Source organism: Pedobacter sp. 10L46_2 (genome assembly GCF_056395165.1).
Window position 1 is genome coordinate 1 of record NZ_JBFTIZ010000128.1, and the last position, 20,758, is coordinate 20,758.

15 protein-coding genes and 1 riboswitch are annotated in these 20,758 nt (G+C 38.4%); of the genes, 5 read left to right on the plus strand and 10 right to left on the minus strand.

Annotation, left to right across the window (positions count from 1 at the left end; genetic code table 11):
- The 9 genes from AC1DDX_RS14780 to AC1DDX_RS14820 form a co-directional block, all read right to left on the minus strand.
- Positions 1-572, minus strand: a 572-nt coding sequence (locus tag AC1DDX_RS14780; RefSeq protein WP_477622208.1) for a DUF6580 family putative transport protein, incomplete at its 3' end; no start/stop codon positions are given.
- An 80-nt stretch (positions 573-652) separates the two neighbouring features.
- Positions 653-1,744: a DUF5074 domain-containing protein gene (locus tag AC1DDX_RS14785; RefSeq protein ID WP_337714868.1), complete on the minus strand. Its 1,092-nt coding sequence runs from the start codon at positions 1,742-1,744 to the stop codon at positions 653-655.
- 64 nt (positions 1,745-1,808) lie between these two features.
- Positions 1,809-2,912, minus strand: coding sequence for a cell surface protein (locus AC1DDX_RS14790; RefSeq protein ID WP_172663282.1), 1,104 nt, complete (start codon positions 2,910-2,912; stop codon positions 1,809-1,811).
- Between the two features lie 29 nt (positions 2,913-2,941).
- On the minus strand, positions 2,942-4,051 hold the full coding sequence (locus tag AC1DDX_RS14795; protein WP_337714870.1) for a YncE family protein: 1,110 nt from the start codon (positions 4,049-4,051) through the stop codon (positions 2,942-2,944).
- Positions 4,052-4,053: 2 nt separating this feature from the next.
- A complete protein-coding gene (locus AC1DDX_RS14800; RefSeq protein ID WP_477622209.1) occupies positions 4,054-4,926 on the minus strand; it encodes a YncE family protein in 873 nt (290 codons plus the stop codon).
- A 15-nt stretch (positions 4,927-4,941) separates the two neighbouring features.
- Positions 4,942-5,859, minus strand: a complete 918-nt coding sequence (locus AC1DDX_RS14805) for a PKD domain-containing protein (protein ID WP_337714872.1) — start codon at positions 5,857-5,859, stop codon at positions 4,942-4,944.
- A gap of 17 nt (positions 5,860-5,876) precedes the next feature.
- On the minus strand, positions 5,877-7,028 hold the full coding sequence (locus tag AC1DDX_RS14810; RefSeq protein ID WP_288883749.1) for a YncE family protein: 1,152 nt from the start codon (positions 7,026-7,028) through the stop codon (positions 5,877-5,879).
- A gap of 5 nt (positions 7,029-7,033) precedes the next feature.
- A complete protein-coding gene (locus AC1DDX_RS14815; RefSeq protein ID WP_337714874.1) occupies positions 7,034-9,094 on the minus strand; it encodes a TonB-dependent receptor in 2,061 nt (686 codons plus the stop codon).
- A gap of 97 nt (positions 9,095-9,191) precedes the next feature.
- Positions 9,192-9,398: riboswitch (cobalamin riboswitch) on the minus strand.
- Between the two features lie 37 nt (positions 9,399-9,435).
- Positions 9,436-10,119 (minus strand): helix-turn-helix transcriptional regulator, encoded by a 684-nt coding sequence (locus AC1DDX_RS14820; RefSeq protein WP_337714876.1) that lies wholly within the window; start codon positions 10,117-10,119, stop codon positions 9,436-9,438.
- A gap of 96 nt (positions 10,120-10,215) precedes the next feature.
- Here AC1DDX_RS14820 and AC1DDX_RS14825 point away from each other — a divergent pair, with 96 nt between their 5' ends.
- Complete coding sequence (locus AC1DDX_RS14825) at positions 10,216-11,313, plus strand: serine hydrolase (RefSeq protein ID WP_477622210.1); 1,098 nt, start codon at positions 10,216-10,218, stop codon at positions 11,311-11,313.
- Here the strand turns inward: AC1DDX_RS14825 and AC1DDX_RS14830 are convergent, their stop codons facing one another.
- Complete coding sequence (locus tag AC1DDX_RS14830) at positions 11,314-12,195, minus strand: polyphosphate kinase 2 family protein (protein WP_288883745.1); 882 nt, start codon at positions 12,193-12,195, stop codon at positions 11,314-11,316.
- A gap of 178 nt (positions 12,196-12,373) precedes the next feature.
- On the opposite strand from AC1DDX_RS14830, the gene AC1DDX_RS14835 reads away from it, so the two are divergent.
- The 4 genes from AC1DDX_RS14835 to AC1DDX_RS14850 form a co-directional block, all read left to right on the plus strand.
- Entirely contained in the window at positions 12,374-13,936 is a 1,563-nt protein-coding gene (locus AC1DDX_RS14835; RefSeq protein WP_288883744.1) for a family 43 glycosylhydrolase, read from the plus strand.
- Between the two features lie 96 nt (positions 13,937-14,032).
- Positions 14,033-15,682 (plus strand): ArnT family glycosyltransferase, encoded by a 1,650-nt coding sequence (locus AC1DDX_RS14840; RefSeq protein WP_288883743.1) that lies wholly within the window; start codon positions 14,033-14,035, stop codon positions 15,680-15,682.
- 314 nt (positions 15,683-15,996) lie between these two features.
- Complete coding sequence (locus tag AC1DDX_RS14845) at positions 15,997-18,459, plus strand: penicillin-binding protein 1A (RefSeq protein WP_172663292.1); 2,463 nt, start codon at positions 15,997-15,999, stop codon at positions 18,457-18,459.
- A gap of 46 nt (positions 18,460-18,505) precedes the next feature.
- A partial coding sequence (locus AC1DDX_RS14850) for a TolB family protein (protein ID WP_477622211.1) occupies positions 18,506-20,758 on the plus strand: 2,253 nt, incomplete at its 3' end.

Consider the following 20,758-nt stretch of genomic DNA (forward strand, 5'->3'; position numbering starts at 1 on the left):
GTATTTGCTGATAAACTTAAACGGGGATACTTGGCTCTTAATACCTCAAATGCACCGAACATAACGGCACCGTAAGCAAGTGTTCCGTAAAGGAATAACCTTTCGTAAGGTACTGCTGCGCCTAAGCATTTAATGTATCCTGCCAGGGTTGGCTCGTACAATCCCGGGAAATACATCACACCAATATCGGCAACAATCCAGTGTACCAGAACTGCTAATACAGATGCACCAAGGAAACTTAATACCGTTACCTTTCTAATGATGAGCTTGGCAACCAGAACCATTAGCACAAACGCGATATAGGTCCAGTACCAGCCTGCATAAAAGAAGCCGTAACCAGATGTTTTTGCGATGAAAATATCGCTTAACAATAAAAGCAACAAGGGAAATCCGAAGGCTTTATAATTGTTATTAAAATATGCTCCTCCAAATAAGGCTATCGCCCCTACTGCAGAGAAATTTGCAATTTCTTTGAAATTATCAGAAAGTGGTGCAGCAACACGAATGAGGCTGATCACTACAATAATTAGCAAAAGAATGGCAGTACGTGGATTGAATTTAAATTCAGACATATTTTTAAAATTATAACACAAAGTTATATTATTTCTATGGTATAAAAAAACAAGGCATTTATTATGAAAACCGTTATATTTTAATGAAACACAAACGTTGCCGGGAAATAATATCCTTCGTAAGGAATCTTTTTAACTAAGTTACCCGATGTGGCATCGTAAAAGTAAATGTTGTTTACGCCATAATTGGTTCCATAACCGTCTTGAACTGTTGTGGTTACAATCTGGTTGGTTTTAGCATAATAACCAAGGTTCTTTTTGTAGAATGACTGCTTATCAGGAGTGGTTATAAAAGGCTGGTCAAGTGATGCTTTATTTCCTTCGATATATCTGTACAGCATTTTACCCCCGCCAAATCCCGGCGATTTTAACAGGTAAACGGTGTTTTCTTGGGTAGATGCGATTATTGGCGATGAAAACCAGGCAAACCATGTGCCTACAGGTGTGAAAGGCAATTCTACACTATCGGTAGCTAAGGTTAAAGGATCGGAGTTATAAAGGAATTTTCCTTTTGTATACCATACTTTATTGTTTGGAGTTTGAGCAAAACCCAGCGTAACATCTTTTATTTTTTTAACTACTGTAAGATCTGCAGCATTGTAAATTACTACTCCCTCTGATTGAGAAAGGGTGTAAACGTATTTTCCAGCTTTAAACATATCTCCTGTTTGGCCACTGGTTCCGGCAAGTTGTGTAGCGGCGTAAGTTTTAAGGTTGACTTTAAAGATACCTTTGCTGCTACTTAAAAGGCCATTGTTTTCGTCGAGACCTACAAAAGCACGCCAATCGCTTTGAGGCGATGCAGGAATACGGCCAATTTCTTTAAGTGTCTTAGCATCAGCTACTACAACAGGGCCACCTATTTTACTTACTACATATAAATTTTTATTGAATATGGTTGCAAACTGAATGGTTGAGCTTTTAGGCTCAAAGTCTTTTCCAGGGTTTTCTTTCTGAAAAACGCTGTCTTTTAATGTGCCTGAAACAGCGTCGAAAAAGGTTACTGAACCTGTACCATGACCATACCAGCCTTCGTTAATCACAAAGAATCCGTCTTCGAATTTTCCTTGCTCAGGTTGTTGAATTTCTTGGTTGTTGTCTTTTTTACAAGAAAATAGAGTTCCGGCTAATACTGCAAGTAAAAGCGATTTTTTTAAACTAAAGTTGTTCATTTAATTGTTTTGATTTCTTTGGAGCGGCTTATTATAAAATTGATTTAATTATTAATTGGGGAAATTATTTAGCCAGGTTTAAATCGGCAACACCTAATATTTCGGTCGACAGTTCGCCTAACCAGCCAAGATCTGCCTGGATACCCGTTTGAATTTTGATGAAATCTATGCCGGCAAGATGTACCACTTTACCGTCTTTATCGATAGCATTGGCAATATCTATATTGTCACCACCTACCTTATTATCGGCATACCCAAATTCAAATGGTGCACTGGTAATATATGTTGGCGTTTCAGGTTTAATGCCCGAGGAAGGCAGCAATGTGCCTTTAAGTGTGTATTCGTTACCTTCTACCCATGATGGAAATGCCTGTGAGGTAGCCCCTGCAATGGTAACTACACCGGTTTTTCCTTTATTGTCTTTCCATGATACGCTGCCGCCTGTAGTTGGTTTTGTATAAGTTACTTCGTAATCGCGAACGTATCCTTCCTTGCCAAACTCACTTCCTTTTAGCTCGTACCAGGTATCATCAGGTTTACCGTTTCCATTCTCGTCCTGCATTACCCATACTACTCCGGGTTCTGCCCAGTTTGACTGGGCATTGCCATAAATAACAATGTCGTCTTTCTGATTTTCATTGATCACCGTATGGTCGAAACCGAGTACAATGTATCCACCCCAGGCACCCAGAGATACAATACCCTCTTTACCCTCGATGCTTTTTGCACCCTCTAGTGTTCCTAGAGATTTATTGGTGAATTGCCCCGGAGCTGGTAAATATTCAAATACTTTGGTTACGTAATTATTGCTTCCAGGATTTGAAGGCACTGTTGGGATGCCAACATTAACCACATATTTATAGTTAAAAGAGCCACTGCTATTTGTAGCAGTGTACTCTATGTTATATATACCTGCTTTTAGCGGGGTAAAATCGTAAGTGGAGGTATTACTGGTAACTTCACCTTCTAATTTCCATTCCTGATCATAAACCTTATCGTTGACATTAAAAGCTGAAAATGCGATCTTTTCATTGACCTTGCCGTTTATAGGGCTATCTTCAATTTTCATTTTAACCACCGGAGCCTGCTCTGCATCCTCGTCTTTTGTACAGGCAGATAGAACACTAATGCTCAATAAGGCGAAAAGTAGGTAATGTTTAATGTTCATAACAGGTTTACTTAAGGAATACAATATCGTTATTTATAGTTGTAATTGAATACCGCACTTTGAGGTAAAGTACCTGTAGCAAAGTCAAATTTCTTTTTACCATCGGCACCGAAACAGAAGAACTTGCCCGTAACTGCATAACCTGCAGCATCTCCAATGTAAACATCATTGTTTAGCGTATTTACAGTGATGCCATAAGGGGTTTTAATTGCAGTCTGATCTGTAACAAAATTTCCATTAAGTGTGCCAGTTGATATATCGAATGTTTTAAGATATGGATCTAGGTAATCACCAATTACAAAACCTTTTGTTCCTGTAATGTTCAAATACTCGAGACTAACTTCATTAGAGCTAACTTTTTTATCCGTTACGCTACTCAATTTAACCAGTTGAGCTGGAATATCTGCATAATTTCCTTTTACAACTGTAAACAGATCGCCATTTGCAGTTGCTGCAATTTTTGTAGAATTAAAACCAACATTGATGTCTAATTTCTTTGTAAATGTTGTTAGATCGACCACAGAAACTGATGTGCTATTGGGACTAGGGTAATCAAACTGATCAGAGTTTGTTACATATAATTTGCCGTTTACTATTGCCAAACCTTCTAATGCACCACCAACCTGAATTCTTGATTCGACAGCCAGACTTGCCGTATCAATTTTACTAATGTAACCATCGTAACCAGACACATATGCTTTGTTTTTATAGAAAGCTATGAAGCGAGGCATAAAATCTTTACTGTCATCAAAGAAGGGGATTCTTTTAATAGATTTTCCTGTTACTATGTTAATGACTTCAATATAGGAATCCTGCTTGGTGTCTTTTGCTCCTGTTACAGCGCAATACATTTTGCTGCCATATTGTTTTAAATCGGCGGCATTAGTTCCCAAAGGAATTGCATTTTTCAGTTTGAAATAATCTTGTGTGACTTCGTTTTTAGCAATGTCGTAATAAGTGATGGTACTATTGTTTGTCCCGCCAAAAAATCCTTCGCACAATACATACACACCGGCTGTAGAAACGGGTTGCGGATCTAATGCAGGAAGCCTGTCTTTTTTACAGGATGCTAATCCTAAAACACAACCAAGGATTGCGAGCAATCCTGGTTTTCTATAATTTAGTACTGGTTTATTCATGATTAGTGTTTTGGTTTTATAGATGCACCCCAATCCAGACTTAAATAAGCAGTATTACCTCCTATTGCCAATGCTCCTGCGCTGTATTCGTAGTTACCTGTAACCTTGTTTGTTGTACTGCTAATTCGTGTTAAACCTGGATTGATGTCGTCGTAATTACCCCATGAAATTACCAATAAATCTCCATTTCCTGCTGCTGCGATCCTAACCGGATTATGGATAACTTCGATATCCTGTGTTTTTGTAAATGTGGTTAGATCCACAACAGAAACTACATCCTTTTTGCCGTTGGGATGAATCGGATGATCGGAATTGGTAACATAGATGTTGTTATTTACTACGGCCAGCCCTTCAAGTGCCCCACCCACTGCAACTCTTGAGTCAATAGCTAAAGTTGCTGTGTCTACACGGGTGATTTTTCCATCATAACCAGATACATAAGCTTTGTTTTTGTTAAAAGCTACATAACGTGGCATATATTCGCCGTCAGCATCAAAGAAAGGAATTCTCTTTAATGATTTTCCTGTAGCAACGTCTATAACTTCCAGATAAGAGTTTTTACCTCCTTGTATTCCTGAAACTACACAGTACATTTTACTGCCGTAGCGCTGTAAATCATTCGCGGTTTCGCCCAATGCATATCCGTTTACTTTTTTAAAGTAATCCTTTTCTGATGCGCCTGTTTTGACATTGTAGTATGAAATAGCGCCATTATTGTTATTCATGGTGCCTTCGCACAACATATAAACGCCAATGGTTTCTTTTGGCATTAAAGCTTCGGGTTCATCGCCACCGTTAACTTTATCTTTTTTACAGGCGATGGTTAGTGTAATAAACCCGCCTAAAAAGCAAAGTATGAGTTTGTTATAGTTCATCTTATAGATAATTACTTATTTTATATTTAAATCAGCGGCACCCCCTACTTCTGTAGATATTTCGCCAAGTAAAGTGTTTCCTTTTTCATTTTGACCAGTATATACCTTTACAAAATCAACAGCAGTAAGATTTACTTTGTTGCCGTTTTTATCCACGGCCCAGGATAGATCGAATGAGTTGTAACGTTTGTTATCGTAATCATCGCCGGTTGAATAGCTATCTGTATATCCCCATTCAAATGCGAGGTTTACGAAAATGCTCTCTATTTTACCCCATGTTGATTTCAGCAGAGTTCCTTTAAATTTGATGCTATCCTGGTTTGCAGCGAAAAGCGGATAATAGTTATGGTTATGAAATCTATTTACCTCAACGCTTCCTGCTTTACCTTGATTGTCTTTCCAGGTTACATTTGCTGTTGCTTTGGGGTTATAATAAGTGATTTCATAGTTTTTAATTGTTGTGGCGGCCGTATGCTCACTTCCTGCAAGTTCATACCATTCATCGTCGGGTAAACCGTTTCCATTTTTATCCTGACTAACCTGAACAATGCCTGGCTCAGACCATTGTTGTATTGGGCCTAAAGGATTTCCATAAATAGCCAGGTCATTTCCATCTTTATTAATTATAGAATGATCAAACCCAAACGTAATGAAACCTCCATAGGCGCCCAACGATACCAAAATGGTATTTCTAACATCACCTATAATTTTCTGCGCGCCCTCAGGACTGCCCAGAGACTCATTTATAAATTGACCAGGAGCCGGCTGATATTCATAGATCTTGGTGATAAACTTACTGCTCGTACTAGTTATTGGACGCGGTACGTAAGTATCTTCATCAATAGTTTTGTCGTCCTTTGAACAGGAGCTTAAACACAGCTGGAAAAGTAAAACTGCTGAAAGACCAAGAATTGCGTTTTGATTGAACTTCATTTTTAATTTAGATATGGTTATTTATATACAAATGCAAAGTGAGCGGGAATATCTCCGGTAGTGACCGACCATTTCTTTTTCCCGCTGGGATCAAAACAGTAAAGTGTGCCTGGTGAAACATAATTTTTGGCATCCGTAACCAGAACTTCCCTGGTAATGGGATGCACAGCTATTCCATAAGGAATGGTAATTGATTTCTCTGTTCCGTCTGTAATGAACTTCTGATTGAGTATTACTTCGTCTTTTACGTTGAGCATACCGTAGGTTATGGTGTATTTCGCTTCATTATAGTTCCATTCTGAACCATAGTAATAAGCGACATCTCCATCAATAGCCAGGTTGTTTACCGCGATGTTAAAAGTCTTTTTTACCTGATCTGTTTTGGTGTCTATTACAAACATTTTTGAGGGGATGTCAAAATAATTCCCTCTTGAGGTTACATAAAGATCACCATATTTATCAGACTTTAATCGGTGTAAATTGATGGCTACATCTATTTGTTTGGTGACAGAAAATGTATTCAGGTTTATAACAGAAACGGTTCTTTCGTATTTCTGAGGACTATATCCGCCTGAATTTGCTACATAAAGCTTTTGACCTACAATAGCCATTTCTTCGGGCTGCCGGCCAACATTTACCCTTTTTATTTCTGTTAAGGAGCCAGTATCTATTTGGGCTACAATTCCTAATGGTGCATTAGGATCTCCTACTGTACCAAGATACGCGCTCACATAAGCTTTGCCTTGGTTAAATGTGATATACCGACAATTGGTGATGTTAATTTGTTTGATTCGTTTACCGGTTTTAACATCCAAAACCTCAATTTTATTGGATACGTTAACTACTACATATAGCTTGGAGCCATAAACCCCTATATCATTACCAACGTCACCTAATCCCTTTACTATTTCGGGGTTTACCTCATTATAAATGTTTCTTCTGTAAATTCCGGTAGTATAATCAAGGTAATCTAAAGATGCCTTGTTCATATTCATATTGCCCTCGTTCACGATATAAAATCCTTTAACCTGAGCGGATGGATCAGGAGGTAAAAGGCTCTCTTGTTGCTCAGGTACCGGCTTAAGGTCTTTACGACAAGATACCGTAAGTCCAACTGTAGTAATTAGAAGTACTAAACTAATGGCATTAAGTAATTTATTCTTTTTCATAAGTGCTAATAGTTATAGGTTAATCCAAAACGATAATAGCGACCGGGCATAGGGAAGTTCGTAATCACTTCATAATCCTGATTTAACAGGTTATTGATTTCTGCGGTAAGGCGAATTTCCCGGCTATTTATTTTTGTGTTACAATGCAAGGCTAAATCATGAGTATACCATGGTTGTACATAGTTGTATACGTTATTTGTACTTTGATTATAACGTTCTCCGGTATAAATGAAGCTGTAATTCATTGAGAAATTTCTATACGCTGCACTTGCTAAAAATGATCCGCTGTGAATTGGCGTGTAAGGAATTAAATCCTTATAGCTTGCTGAGGCTTTATCTGCATCTATTGCCTTTTGATAGGTATAGGTAAGACCTGTTGTAAAGTTAATGTAATCGGTAAGCTGCCATGCAGATTGTATGTTCACATCTATCCCCTTGATTTCTACAAGCCCGAGGTTCTGCATACTCCATCTTGCCTGACTGTTTCCCGGAACGGCAACTATTTTGTTTTTAACTTTGTTATAATAGGCATCCGCCTGTATAGAAAACTGGCTCAATATCCTACCCTCGTACCCTTTTATATAAGTAAACCCTAAATCGTATTGTTTTGTATACTCGGGTTTTAAAACGGTAAATCCGTAATTGGTGTAGTAGAGGTCGTTAAAGGTTGGCATACGGAAAATGCTTTTATAGAACGAACGCAGTCTAAACTCTTTCTGATTAAAAGGCTGCCATGAGAGCATAACCGTTGGTGTTAGTTCGTTTCTATTTTCATCTGCCGGTCCGCTTTGAGTCTTATCGTACTTAAGGGTGCTTAATAAGTTGGCCTGAATGTCAAATTTAGCAAAGCGAAATTGGGTAGCCAAAGCCGTTAAGATGGTGTTTCTTACGGGATATGAAAAGCGGTAGAGGTCTGCATTTAAATCATTCCGCTGGTAATCTGTAGACAATACAACATCCCAGTAATTGGTAATTTTAAACTTATTGGCCAGAGACACGTATATTTCCTGTAGATGAAAATTGTTTTCCTGTAATCCATCAACTGTTACGATATCCGGATTTAAGTAACGTTGATTGTCATTTGCATATTTGGCTGTTGCCAGCAAACTGTACTTACCTACATTCTTTTCATATGAAGATTGAGCGAAAAAGTTCTTATTCCACATCCGTTGTGAAAATGCAAACACGTTGTTGACAACCGCACCCGGCAAGCCCTGGTTGTCTTTATAACCATATAGTTTTACCTTCCACTTACTACTGTCGGGCAATACTCCGTTTAATCCCAGTTCCAACCTCATCGTTTCAATGTAACCGTCTTTTCTTACTGCTGTAGTATCGTATACTCCATTGGTAGATCGGAATTTATATTTGCCATTGGCATTTTTATATTCCGCACTTAAGGTGCTGTAAACATTCTTACTTATTTTACTTTGCCACAATAAAGATGGATTTATAAGCCCGAATGACCCTCCTTTTACTGATGCACGAATTTTTTGGGTTCTACCGGCTGGAAAATCCGGTTGTTTTGACGTAAGATATAGTGAGCTGGCTGAGGCAAATCCCTTTGCAGATTGAAAAATGGAGCTTTTTTGTCCGTTATAAAGTTCTATCTCTTCGATATTATCCAATGAGAATTTACCAAGGTCTACCTGGCCATTTTGTGCATTGCCCAATTGCACGCCATCATAAAAAACTGCGGTGTGGTTAGTGCCCATGCTGCGCACATTAATGGTTTTTAAACCACCAATGCCACCATAATCTTTAAGCTGCACACCAGAAAAGAAACGAACAGCATCAGCTACTGAAAGGCTGTTTAGTTTTTCGAGCTCTGCCCCTGATAATATTTGTAAGGGTGTTGAAGAAGTTTGTCTCTTGGTGATCTTTATTTTCCTGATCTGTACTTCTTTAAGGTGATTAACCTTATTTACAGAATCTGTAGTGTTGCGTTTTATGGAATCGGTTTGGGCAAACGACTGAACAGCCATAAACATGCCCAGCCATATAATAGCCAGAAAAGTAAAAAAAATAGACTTTACGCCTGTAAAAGCGTTTTTACTTCTTTTCATTTTGTTGTGAGCTTATTACCCACAGCAAACAGTTAGATCAAGGAAATGAAATACAATAAACAAGCACTCACTCCAAGCTTCAATCCCCGAAAGCTATGAAATATTACCACTTATGGCAGGTCTTCTGACTTACTTCCGATTATTCTGCCTTCCCAATCCTTAATCCCTTTTAAAGGATCAGAAAAAGTGGCCTTGATTTGAACACCGTTATGAAGCTTACAGCTGCGGGACAGTTACGGATTTACACCGTATTCCCTTTTAATCCCGAATAAGCACATCGGGAACCAAAAGCGTTGCAAATGTACTTAAATAATTACCTTGAAGCAAGCCTGATTAGCTTTCTATATTAAATCGAATGCTCTTGCATATTGGCAGATCTCGTAATAACAGTGCGTGTTGAGTTTTTGCTTGATGTTTTTTCTATGTGTTTCGACGGTGCTTGTTGAAATAAAAAGCTTTTCTGCTGTTTCTGAAGAGGATTTACCTAATGCCATTAAACCCAGGATTTCACGTTCCCGGGAACTTAATTTAGTGAAATGGTGGTAATTGTTGCGCAGAAAGTTGTTCTCTTCGAGCAGCCGAGATGCCTTAACGGTCATGTGGTGCATCGAATCAATCGGTAAAGCGATTGTTATGACAAGCAATGGCTTGTTTTCCTCGTCCCTGATATAAACCTTTACGCTAGACATATGCCAGTTCCAGTCGCTTGAATTTGAGAAACGAACCTGCTGAAAAAAAGTACACAGGTCCTCATCGTTATTTTGCTCTATTAAGCCAAGTATTTTAGGAACATAATCTTTAGCGTCATCTCCATTGAAATACCTGGTATAATATTCTTCGGCAGTTATTTTGGTGATATCCTCCAGAGAAACGCCAAGTTGCTGCAGCCCTCTTTCAGACATCCAGGCAACTGACCAGTCCCTAAGGTCGTGCAAAATAACAACGCCAGGCAGTTCCTCTGCTATTGCAGAAATTTTAGCTATAGCATCATCAATCTTACTTTGGATAAGGACGTTTTGACTCATATTTTGAAAGCAATAATAAAGATTGTAATTATCAGTTAAATATACGTAGTAATAATGTATTAGAGGTAATAAAATCCCTAAAAACAGGGATTGATTTTGCCATTATTTTATAGTCAATTTGCACAAAAATTAACGCCAGTTTTTAAAACCTATAGTTATAACCTGGACGACCACAGGTACTTTTACCCCGCAAGTACAGTTAAACTGGCAGCCGTAATTTTTGCACTTGAAAAAGTAAATGAACTTAAAATAGCCGGGTTTACCGCCAAAAGCACCATGATTACCGACAGTTCATATACTGCTCAAACTAAAGTCCTGGGTGATAGCACTGCTAAAAATGGACTGCCTTCTATTGAGCATTACATCAAAAAGATATTACTTACCAGCGATAATGATGCATTTAACCGATTGTTCGAGTTTATTGGTCGCGCTGAAATTAACAGCAAATTGAAGAAATACGGTTTTAACAACAGCCGTATCTTAAACCGGTTGGCTATAGGTGATGCGGGTGAAACGGCAAAACACACCAATCCTATTAAATTCTATAACGGAGATAAACTGGTGTACAGCCAGGCCGAACAGTACGATCCTAAAGAATATGTGCTTTCATTAACAAATACAGTTATGGGTACGGGTTATCTCGACAGCACAGATAAACTGGTAAATAAGCCTTTTAACCTCGAAAATAAGAATGCTTTTAGCATTTCTGATCAGCAGGCGATGATGAGGAAACTGATATATCCGGAGGCTTTCCCTATTAAGGAGCGGTTTAATTTAACGCCTGCCGATTACAAACTGATCTATACTTATATGAGCAAATTGCCGACTGAAAGTGATTACCCTGCTTATGACCCTAAAGAATTTTGGCCAACATACGCCAAAATGCTGTACTATGGCAGGGATAAGGATGCTCAAATTGATTCGAACATCAGGATATTTAATAAATATGGCGACTCCTACGGTTTCATTATCGACAATTCGTATTTCGTAGATTTCAAAAATAATATTGAATTCTTTCTTACGGCCGTTGTTCAATCAAATGAGGACGGCATTTTTAATGACAACAAATACGAATACGATACGGTATGCTTTCCCTTTATGAAAAACCTTGGCCGGACAATTTATGCGCATGAGCTGGAAAGGAAACGTAAAAGTGTACCTGACCTTAAAAAATTCAGGATGAAGTATAATTAACTATTCTTCATCTAATAATTGTGCTTTTATATCATCCAGTTTCTTTGCTTCTTCTTTTGCCAGAACCGGGAATTTAAGGTTTAGCTTTTTGAATGTTTCGGCCAGTATATGGCTGATTGCCAATCGTGCATACCATTTCTGATCGGCCGGAATAATATACCATGGGGCATTTTCTGTTGAGGTGGCTGTTATTGCCTCCTCATAAGCAGTCATGTATTGTTTCCACAATTTGCGTTCTGCGATATCACCCGAAGCAAACTTCCAATTCTTTGCCGGATCATTTATTCTATCTAAAAACCGTTGCTTTTGCTCTTCTTTAGAAACATACAGAAAGATTTTTATGATAACTGTTCCGTTTTCATTTAGGTGTTGTTCAAAATTCCTGATGCTGTCATAACGCTTTTTCCAGAAAGCATTGTCTATCTTTTTTACATCCTGATATCCGGGAATGTTTTCATTAAGTACATATTCGGGATGTACTTTGCAAACGAGGACGTTTTCATAGTGGGAACGGTTATGAATTCCTATTCTCCCCTTTTCCGGCAGGGCTTTACAATGACGCCATAGAAAATCGTGGTCGTACTCTTCGGAATTTGGAGCCTTAAAACTGTAGACCTGGCAACCCTGTGGGTTTAAGCCAGACATTACATGCTGTATGGCGCTATCTTTCCCGGCAGCATCCATCGCCTGAAAAATAATTAATACAGAGCGCGTATTTTCTGCATATAGTGTTTCCTGAGCAGCATTTAACTTAAGTTTAATCTCTTCCAGCCTTTCCTTTCCTTCTTCTTTCTCCAGATTCCCCCTGTAGCGGGTATCATAGTTTTTAAGGGATACTTTTTTTCCGGGTGCTGCCAAATACTGTTCTATTTCATCTTTCATAAGCTACATGTTTAGCTAAATATAGAATAAAACTCAGAAAAAGCACTGCAGCCTCTGGATGATTTTTATCAAAAAGTACATTTCTTTAATCAAATTGGACAGTTTGCTTAAGTGTTTAATCTTTAAATTTGGTTTATTCCTATAGATAATAGTTAAACAATCGTGTTTCATGTGTAATATGCAGTACTTCTTCAAAAAATCCAATTTAGCTGTGCTAATCCTGTTTACAATCGCCTTGTTATCAGTAAGTGCTCAAGGGCAAACAAAGGCTACTTTTCGGAATTTCAATGATGCTTCTGAACAGGTTACAAGGTTTAGTACGGTTGGAGAAGCCATTGATGCTCATGATGGAGAGATTGCATTTTTTGAAGGTGTTTATTACCTGTATGGCACAAGTTATGGGTGCGGTTTTCAGTGGGGTAAAAAAGAAGCACCTTTTTGTGGATTTAAAACCTATACTTCGACAGACATGGTGCATTGGACAGACAAAGGTTTTTTATTTGATGCAAAGACTCCACTGTGGCAGTCGAGGTGTAATGGAAGCACTTATGGCTGTTTTCGCCCGCATGTAATTTTTAACAAAAAGACTTCTTTATATGTACTATGGATTAATGTTTACGACAATGTTTCAGGATTTCGGGTATTTACCAGTAAAAACCCAGCAGGTCCGTTTACTGAAGTTGCAGAACCAAAATTGGCGGTGAACGCAGATGCTCCTGCCGCTGGATTGAACAATGGTGATCATGATACTTTTGTAGATAAAGACGGGACCGGCTACCTCGCCTATACCGATTGGAGATCAAAAGGGACAATAGTGATTGAAAAATTGAATGATGATTACCTAAGTGGCAGTGGAACAGTTACCAAAGCGATTACACCGGGGCAAACAGAAGCTCCTTCTTTATTTGAAAGAAAGGGGATTTATTACCTTACTTATTCAGACCCTAACTGTGGCTATTGCGCTGGAACCGGTACTTCTTACCGAACGGCCAAAACACCGTTAGGCCCATGGTCTGAAGGAATTCAGATCAGTAATAATTCTTGCGGAGGCCAACCATCATTTGTTTCGCCGATAAAATTAACTTCGGGCATGATCTACCTCTACGGAAGTGACCTATGGAATAATGCTGCAAAAAATGAATCTCTTGCTAATTTTTACTGGGCACCTTTAAACTTTGCCGAGGATGGATCTATACTTCCGATGGTCTGTAAGAATGAGGTTACGCTTTCGCTTGCAACAGGCAGCAAGGGAAAACAGCAGGTGATTAAGGACGTGGATAATGATACGGGGATTAAAAACTTCAAAGGCTTTTGCGACATTAGTAATGAGATTCAACGTGGACAGGGCTTTAGGGCAAGCCGTACAGGAATTCTGAATACCGTTTCGATTACTACATTCCAGAACAATGATCCTGATGCAGATCTGATTATAATGATGTATCAGGCAGATGCCTCCTTACTTCCTGTTGGGAAACCGCTAAAAACCATTAACATCCCTAAAGATTCGGTGAGCTGGTCGCCCTCAAATGTTATCGTTCGTCCAGATATTCCTGTTGTGGCAGGCAGCCGCTATGTTTTGGTGTTAAAATCTGCTTCAAAAAAAGGAGCTTATGGGTTCATGTATCATGATGAAGCTACTGAACAAAATGCTGGTGCTTCTTACAGCGCGGATGGAGGTATCCATTATACAATTGAAAAGAATCGTAAAATAAAGTTTTTTACCACCATAAAACGGAAATAAAATCATAATCATAGAACAAGCTGGCCGTTAATCGTTAACTATTAGGTATTAATAAGTTAATCATCAGCTTATAGCTTAAGGATACTTTAGCTAAGTATGATATCCTTAAAATTGTCTGAAGACAGGTGTTATAAAGTGCTGATCTCGGTGCTGATTGCTATTAGCTTTTTTTCCTTATCTAATGAAGTGATGGAACCGGATGGAGCCTTATATGCCAGCATTTCTAAAAATATGATCCTAAGAAACGACTGGCTTAACCTTTATGTACATGGCAAAGACTGGCTGGATAAGCCGCATCTTCCTTTCTGGCTCGCTGCTGCAAGTTTTAAGCTTTTTGGGATATCTGCTTTTGCTTACAAACTCCCTTCCTTTTTAATCAGTCTGATGGGAACGTTTTATCTATATCGTTTTACTGCAGATTATTTTAACAGGAAAACTGCCCTGATCAGTGCTATTATATTTCTGACAAGTTTGCACGTATTGATCTCCAATTCTGATGTAAGAGCAGAAGCTTATCTTGCGGCTTTTGTTACAGCGGCCATTTACCATTACGACAGGGCACGTCAAAAATCTTTTTTACATATTGTTGCAGGGTCTTTTTTTGCAGCCTGCGCAGTAATGGTTAAAGGGATATTTGTCCTGGTTCCGATATTTTGTGGTTTTATTATTTACTGGGCTATAACCAGACAATTAAAGGAATTGTTAAAACCGAAATGGTGGATCGCCATTACACTTATTTTAATTTTTATAACTCCCGAACTATATTCCCTGTATGTGCAATTTGACCTGCATCCTGAAAAAACAGTATTTGGACAGCAAGGGGTATCAGGGCTTAGGTTCTTTTTCTGGGATAGTCAGTTTGGACGTTTCTTTAATACCGGCCCAATTAAAGGAAAAGGTGATCTATCCTTTTTCCTGCACACTACTTTATGGGCGTTTTTACCTTGGTCTGTACTGTTTTACGTGGGTATAGTCGACTTATTTAAAAAACATTCAAGAAGTGTTCTTCCACCCGAAACGATTATCATCTGGAGTTCGGCATTTATTACCTTTTTGTTGTTTTCATTTTCTAAATTTCAGCTTCCACATTATATACTGGTCATATTCCCTCAGTTTTCAATTATTACTGCCTTATATTTAGTGAGGATCAGTGAAAAGAGGATCAAAACATTCCTTATTATACAAAATGTGATCTTCCTAATTGTAGTTTTACTGCTTGGCACAATTGCAGTTTGTTTCAAATTTCAGTTTTATGGGGCGGCACTTGCAATTTTACTAATCACCTCAGTTAGTGCTTTTTTACTGTTTAAAGGGGCATCCATTAAAACCATTGTAAGCAGAGGTGCAGTTTTATCAATTGGGATAATGAGCTTTCTTTACCTGTTCTTTTATCCTTCTATTTTAAAATACCAGTCGGGCATGGAAGCGGGTAAATGGCTGCAGGCAAACGACATAAAAGCCATCCCGGCTGTTTTCAGATATGACCATGCTTTCTCTTTTGATTTCTATGCAAATAAAGAAGTTAAATATCTATACGACGATGCTGATCTTGAAGAGACAAAGGATCAAAAAGAGACGGTGATCTATACCCACGAATCTGAGCTGCCCTATCTCAAAAGCAAATACAATTTAGAAATACTGAAGCAATTTGATTATTACCACATCACCAAACTGAAAGCAAAGTTTATACTGGCAAAAAGCCGCCCCTCGGTTCTGGAACATTTTTATCTGGTGAAAATTAAATAACAACACAGATGTGATCATCATCATGATTTCATGAATAATTGGGCTCCCAATTTATTATCTTTGTTTATGTTTTTTGATGCATAAAGCCTAAATTCATAGTAATTCCAGATGCTAAAAACTGGTTTTTGTGTTCTTATTTTCCTGATTAACAATTGTTTTATAAATCTTTTTGCACTCTCAATTATACGCTAAATAGAATAAAGCAACTTGAAATATCAAATCAACCAGTTTATTAATTAATTGTGTTTATTTGCATTGCAAGTTTTAACACTATTTAACACTAACAGTTTTACGTTTTTTTTCATCTTTATCACATGTTTAAAGAAATTCGCAATAAGTACATCCGTTATTCGAGCATAGTTCTTTTTTGTATCATTATCTTCTTTTGTGCGTTGCAACTTAACTTTTTATGGTTATTTGGTTATTCTCCTTCCTCTAAAGATATAAAAGCCCCTACCCTTCGTGTAGGCTCAGAATTATACACAGCCGACGGCAAATTAATTGGCCGCTATTACAAAGAAAACCGTACTCCGGTAAATTTTAATGAAATAGCACCAAGTGTAATTAATGCACTTGTAGCAACTGAAGACGTACGCTTTTACAGCCACATGGGCATCGATTTTAGATCCTTATTATCAAGCGGGATATCTACCGCTACCGGCGATAAAAGAGGTGCCAGTACAATTACTCAGCAGTTGGCAAAAAATCTTTATCGCACACGTTACAATAAATCGCAAGGACTTTTAAGTCATATCCCGCTATTGCGGACGCTTATACCCAAACTTAAAGAGTGGCTTACGGCTGTTAAACTGGAATCTAATTATTCCAAAAACGACATCATAACCATGTACCTGAATACTGTTTCTTTTGGGAACAATGCTTATGGAATAAAAACAGCTGCAAGAATATACTTCGATAAGCAGACAAACGAACTGGATATACCGGAATCGGCCTTATTGGTAGGTATGTTAAAAGGTACCAGCTTATACAACCCTATAAAAAACCCTGATAGAGCATTAGAAAGACGCAACGTGGCTTTGGCTCAAATGAATAAATACAATTACATCAATGCTGCCCAGCTGGATAGTTTCAAAAACAAACCAATAAAGCTTAAAGAAGGACGTATTGATGAAGGCAGTGACGGCGATTCTTACCTAAGGGCTGCAGTGGATAAGTATCTGGAAAAATGGTGTGAAGATAATGGTTATGACCTTTATGAGGATGGTCTGAAAATTTATACCACAATAGATTCTAAACTGCAAAAATATGCAGAGGAAGCTGTTTCAGAGCAGATGAAAGTTATTCAGAAAAGATTTTATAACGTTTGGGGCACGGAAGATCCATGGGAAGATTCGGAAAAGAAAAAAGTAGATTATCCTGAACGTGCGAAGAAAAACTTACCCATTTATGCGCTTCTTCAAAAGAAATTCAGCAATTCTCCTGATTCTGTAGAAGCTTATTTCAACAAGAAAAAGAAAATGAAAATCTTTACTTGGAAAGGCGATAGAGATACACTCTTTTCGACCATGGATTCCATCAGGTATTATGGTAAAATAATGAATACCGGAATGATGACCATGGATCCATTTAATGGGAAGATTAAAGTTTGGGTTGGTGGTATTGATCATAAGTTCTTTAAATATGACCATGTAAATCAATCTAAAAGACAAGCGGGTTCTACCTTTAAACCATTTGCTTATTTAGCAGCTTTGGAATCAGGAATGAGTCCGTGTGATAAGTTTACAGACAAACCTGTCCGTATCTCTTACCAGGAAAATGGAAAGACAGAATATTGGGAGCCAAGAAATGCAGATTGGAGCAATAGCTATCGCGAAATGTCGCTGCGCTGGGCCATGGCTAAATCAGTAAACACCATTACTGCTCAGGTTACTGAAAAAGTAGGAGCGGAAAACGTGGTAAAATGGGCACATGAATGTGGTATTGACAGTCACCTGGCATCTGTACCTTCTGTGAGCCTTGGGCCAAATGATGTAACTGTTTATGAAATGGTTAAAGCCTATGGGACCTTTTTAAATGGTGGTATCAAAACAGAGCCGATCCTTGTTGAAAAGGTTACTGACCTGGATGACAATGTGATTGAAGAATTTAAGCCGAAAACAAAAAGAACACTTACCGAAGAAATAGCCTGGTTAATGTTGTATATGCTTAGAGGTGGTATGGAAGAACCTGGTGGAACTTCGCAGGCGCTTTGGGAATGGGATTTATGGAAAAACAATAACCAGATTGGTGGCAAAACAGGAACATCATCTGATTATGTTGATGCCTGGTATATGGGGGTTACTAAGGATCTGGTCACGGGTGTTTGGGTTGGCTGCGACGAGCGTACGGCCCACTTTAAAAACGGGGAAACCGGTGAAGGTTCAAGAACTGCCCTGCCTATTTTCGCAAAATTTATGGAAAAGGTTTATAAGGATCAAAGTACCGGATATACAATGGGACCTTTCCCTAAATCGAAAGTTAAAATTACCAGGGATATTGATTGCCCTACACCTAGATATACTGTTGACACAACAAGTACCGACAGTATGGCTGTAGATTCTACAAATTTTGATGTTCCTGCAACTGAAGAAACACAACCTGTTCAACAGGATGTTGTAGTTCCTAAGCCCGAAGAAAATAAAACACCTGAACCTGCTAAACCACAACCAGCCACAGAAGCTCCCCTAACTAAAAAAGAAGAGCGTCAGTTAAAGAGAAAGCAGCGGCAGGAAGAAAAGGAAAAAGAAAAAGAGAGAAAGAAAAACGAACAACAGTAGTTTTTAATATTTATAAATTATAACCAATAATAGTCATACTATGATCATGAACTCTACATTTTTGAGAAGGCTAATTCCACTGCTGGTCTTCCTAATGATATCGGCTGTTTCCGTTCAGGCTCAATACTTTGGACAGAACAAGGTGCGGTATAAAAATGAGAAGTTTAAGGTGCTGCAAACTCCACATTTTGAGCTTTATTATTATCTTAAAAATGAAAAGATGATCCAGAAATTCGCACAGGATGCGGAAACATGGTATAAAATGCATCAGGAGATCTTCAGAGATACATTCCTTAAAAAGAATCCGATAATCCTTTACAATAACCACCCTGATTTCCAGCAGACTACTGCTTTACAGGGTGAAATTGGGGTGGGTACAGGCGGTGTTACTGAGGCGCTTAAGAACAGGGTAATTATGCCTGTAATGGAGCTGAATAACCAAACCAGACACGTTTTAGGTCACGAGTTGGTTCACGCTTTTCAATACCATATCCTGCTTGAGAAAGATTCTATTGGTCTGGAAAACATTAGCCAGATTCCTTTATGGATGATTGAGGGTATGGCAGAATATCTTTCTGTTGGTAAAACCGATGCTTTTACCTCAATGTGGATGAGGGATGCGTTATTAAACAGAGATATTCCTTCATTAAAAGACCTTACCAATTCTAATAAGTACTTTCCGTATCGTTACGGACAAGCATTCTGGACTTTTGTAGGTTCTGTTTATGGCGATACGACTATTGTTCCTTTGTTTAAAGCCACAGCAAGATTTGGATATGAGAATGGATTAAAATATACCTTCGGATATGATGACAATACGTTATCAGGACTGTGGAAAAATGCGATAGAATCGCATTACCGTCCAATGTTAAAGTCTGATAGTTCTCAGATCAAGATCAGCGGTACAAAAATTATCGACAACAAGAATGCGGGAAATATGAACGTGGCTCCTGCAATCAGTCCTGACGGAAAATACCTCTGCTTCCTTTCAGAAAAAGACTTATTTGGCATAGATCTCTTTTTAGCGGATGCCAAGACGGGAAAGATAATGCGAAAGCTAAGTAGTCAGGTAGCCAATTCGCATATTGATGATTTTAACTTTCTGGAATCTGCAGGTGCTTGGTCGCCGGATAGTAAGCAGTTTGCCTTTAGTATTTTTAGTAAAGGTAAAAACCAATTGATGGTGATCAATGTTGACAATGGAAGCGTTGCTTTAAGAACGGATATGGGTAATGTTGAGCAGTTTGGAAACCTTACCTGGGCACCAAATGGAGATGATATTGCATTCTCTGGAATGGTTGAGGGACAGAGCGATATTTTCACTTACAATATCAAAACGAAAACGGTAACGCCGATTACCAATGATGCTTATTCTGATTATGCACCTAGTTATTCTCCTGATGGAAAAAAACTGGTTTTTTCCTCAGATAGAGCTTCAATGATGAAAAACAGCAGCAATGCTGTACACCCGATCAACCTTTCAATATATGATATTGAAAGTAAGTCGTTAACAGATGTACCTGTATTCCCTGGTGCAAACAACTTAAATGCGCAGTTCTCTGGCGATAGCAAAAGGTTATTCTTCTTATCTAACAGAGATGGTTTCAGGAATTTATATGAATATAATCTTGGCGATAATACCGCAAAACAACTTACCGACTACTTTACCGGTATTAGTGGTGTTACCGAATTCTCGCCAGCTATTTCAGTTTCGAGAAACGACGACATTATTTATAGCTACTATCGCTACCAAAGATATACTTTGTACAACTCTCCTGTCAGCAATTTCAAATCAAGACCGGTTGATGTAAATGAAGTGAATTTCGACGCTGCGATATTACCTCCAATGGAAAACACCGGGGTTGACATTGTAAATTCTAATCTTGGAAACTTTGAAAAGTTTGAAAAAACCCTTACTGATTCCATGAAACTGGTTCCATACAAACCAAAGTTCAAACTTGATTATCTGGCCAATAGCGGCGTTGGGGTTTCAACCAGTAGATTTGGAACTGGAGTTCAGGGTGGTATTGTAGGGATGTTCAGCGATATTTTAGGTAAAAATCAGATCATAGCCAACTTGTCTGTAAACGGCGAAATCTATGATTTTGGTGGCCTTGTAGGTTATATTAACCAGCAAAGCAGAATTAACTGGGGTTTTGCATTGTCGCACATCCCATACATTACTGGTTTTAGAGACATTGCGGCAGAACAAATTGATCAGAGTGATGGCAGTAAGCTAAATGTTATAAATGACAGAACAAATCTGATACGGACATTTGAAGATCAGATGCAGTTATTT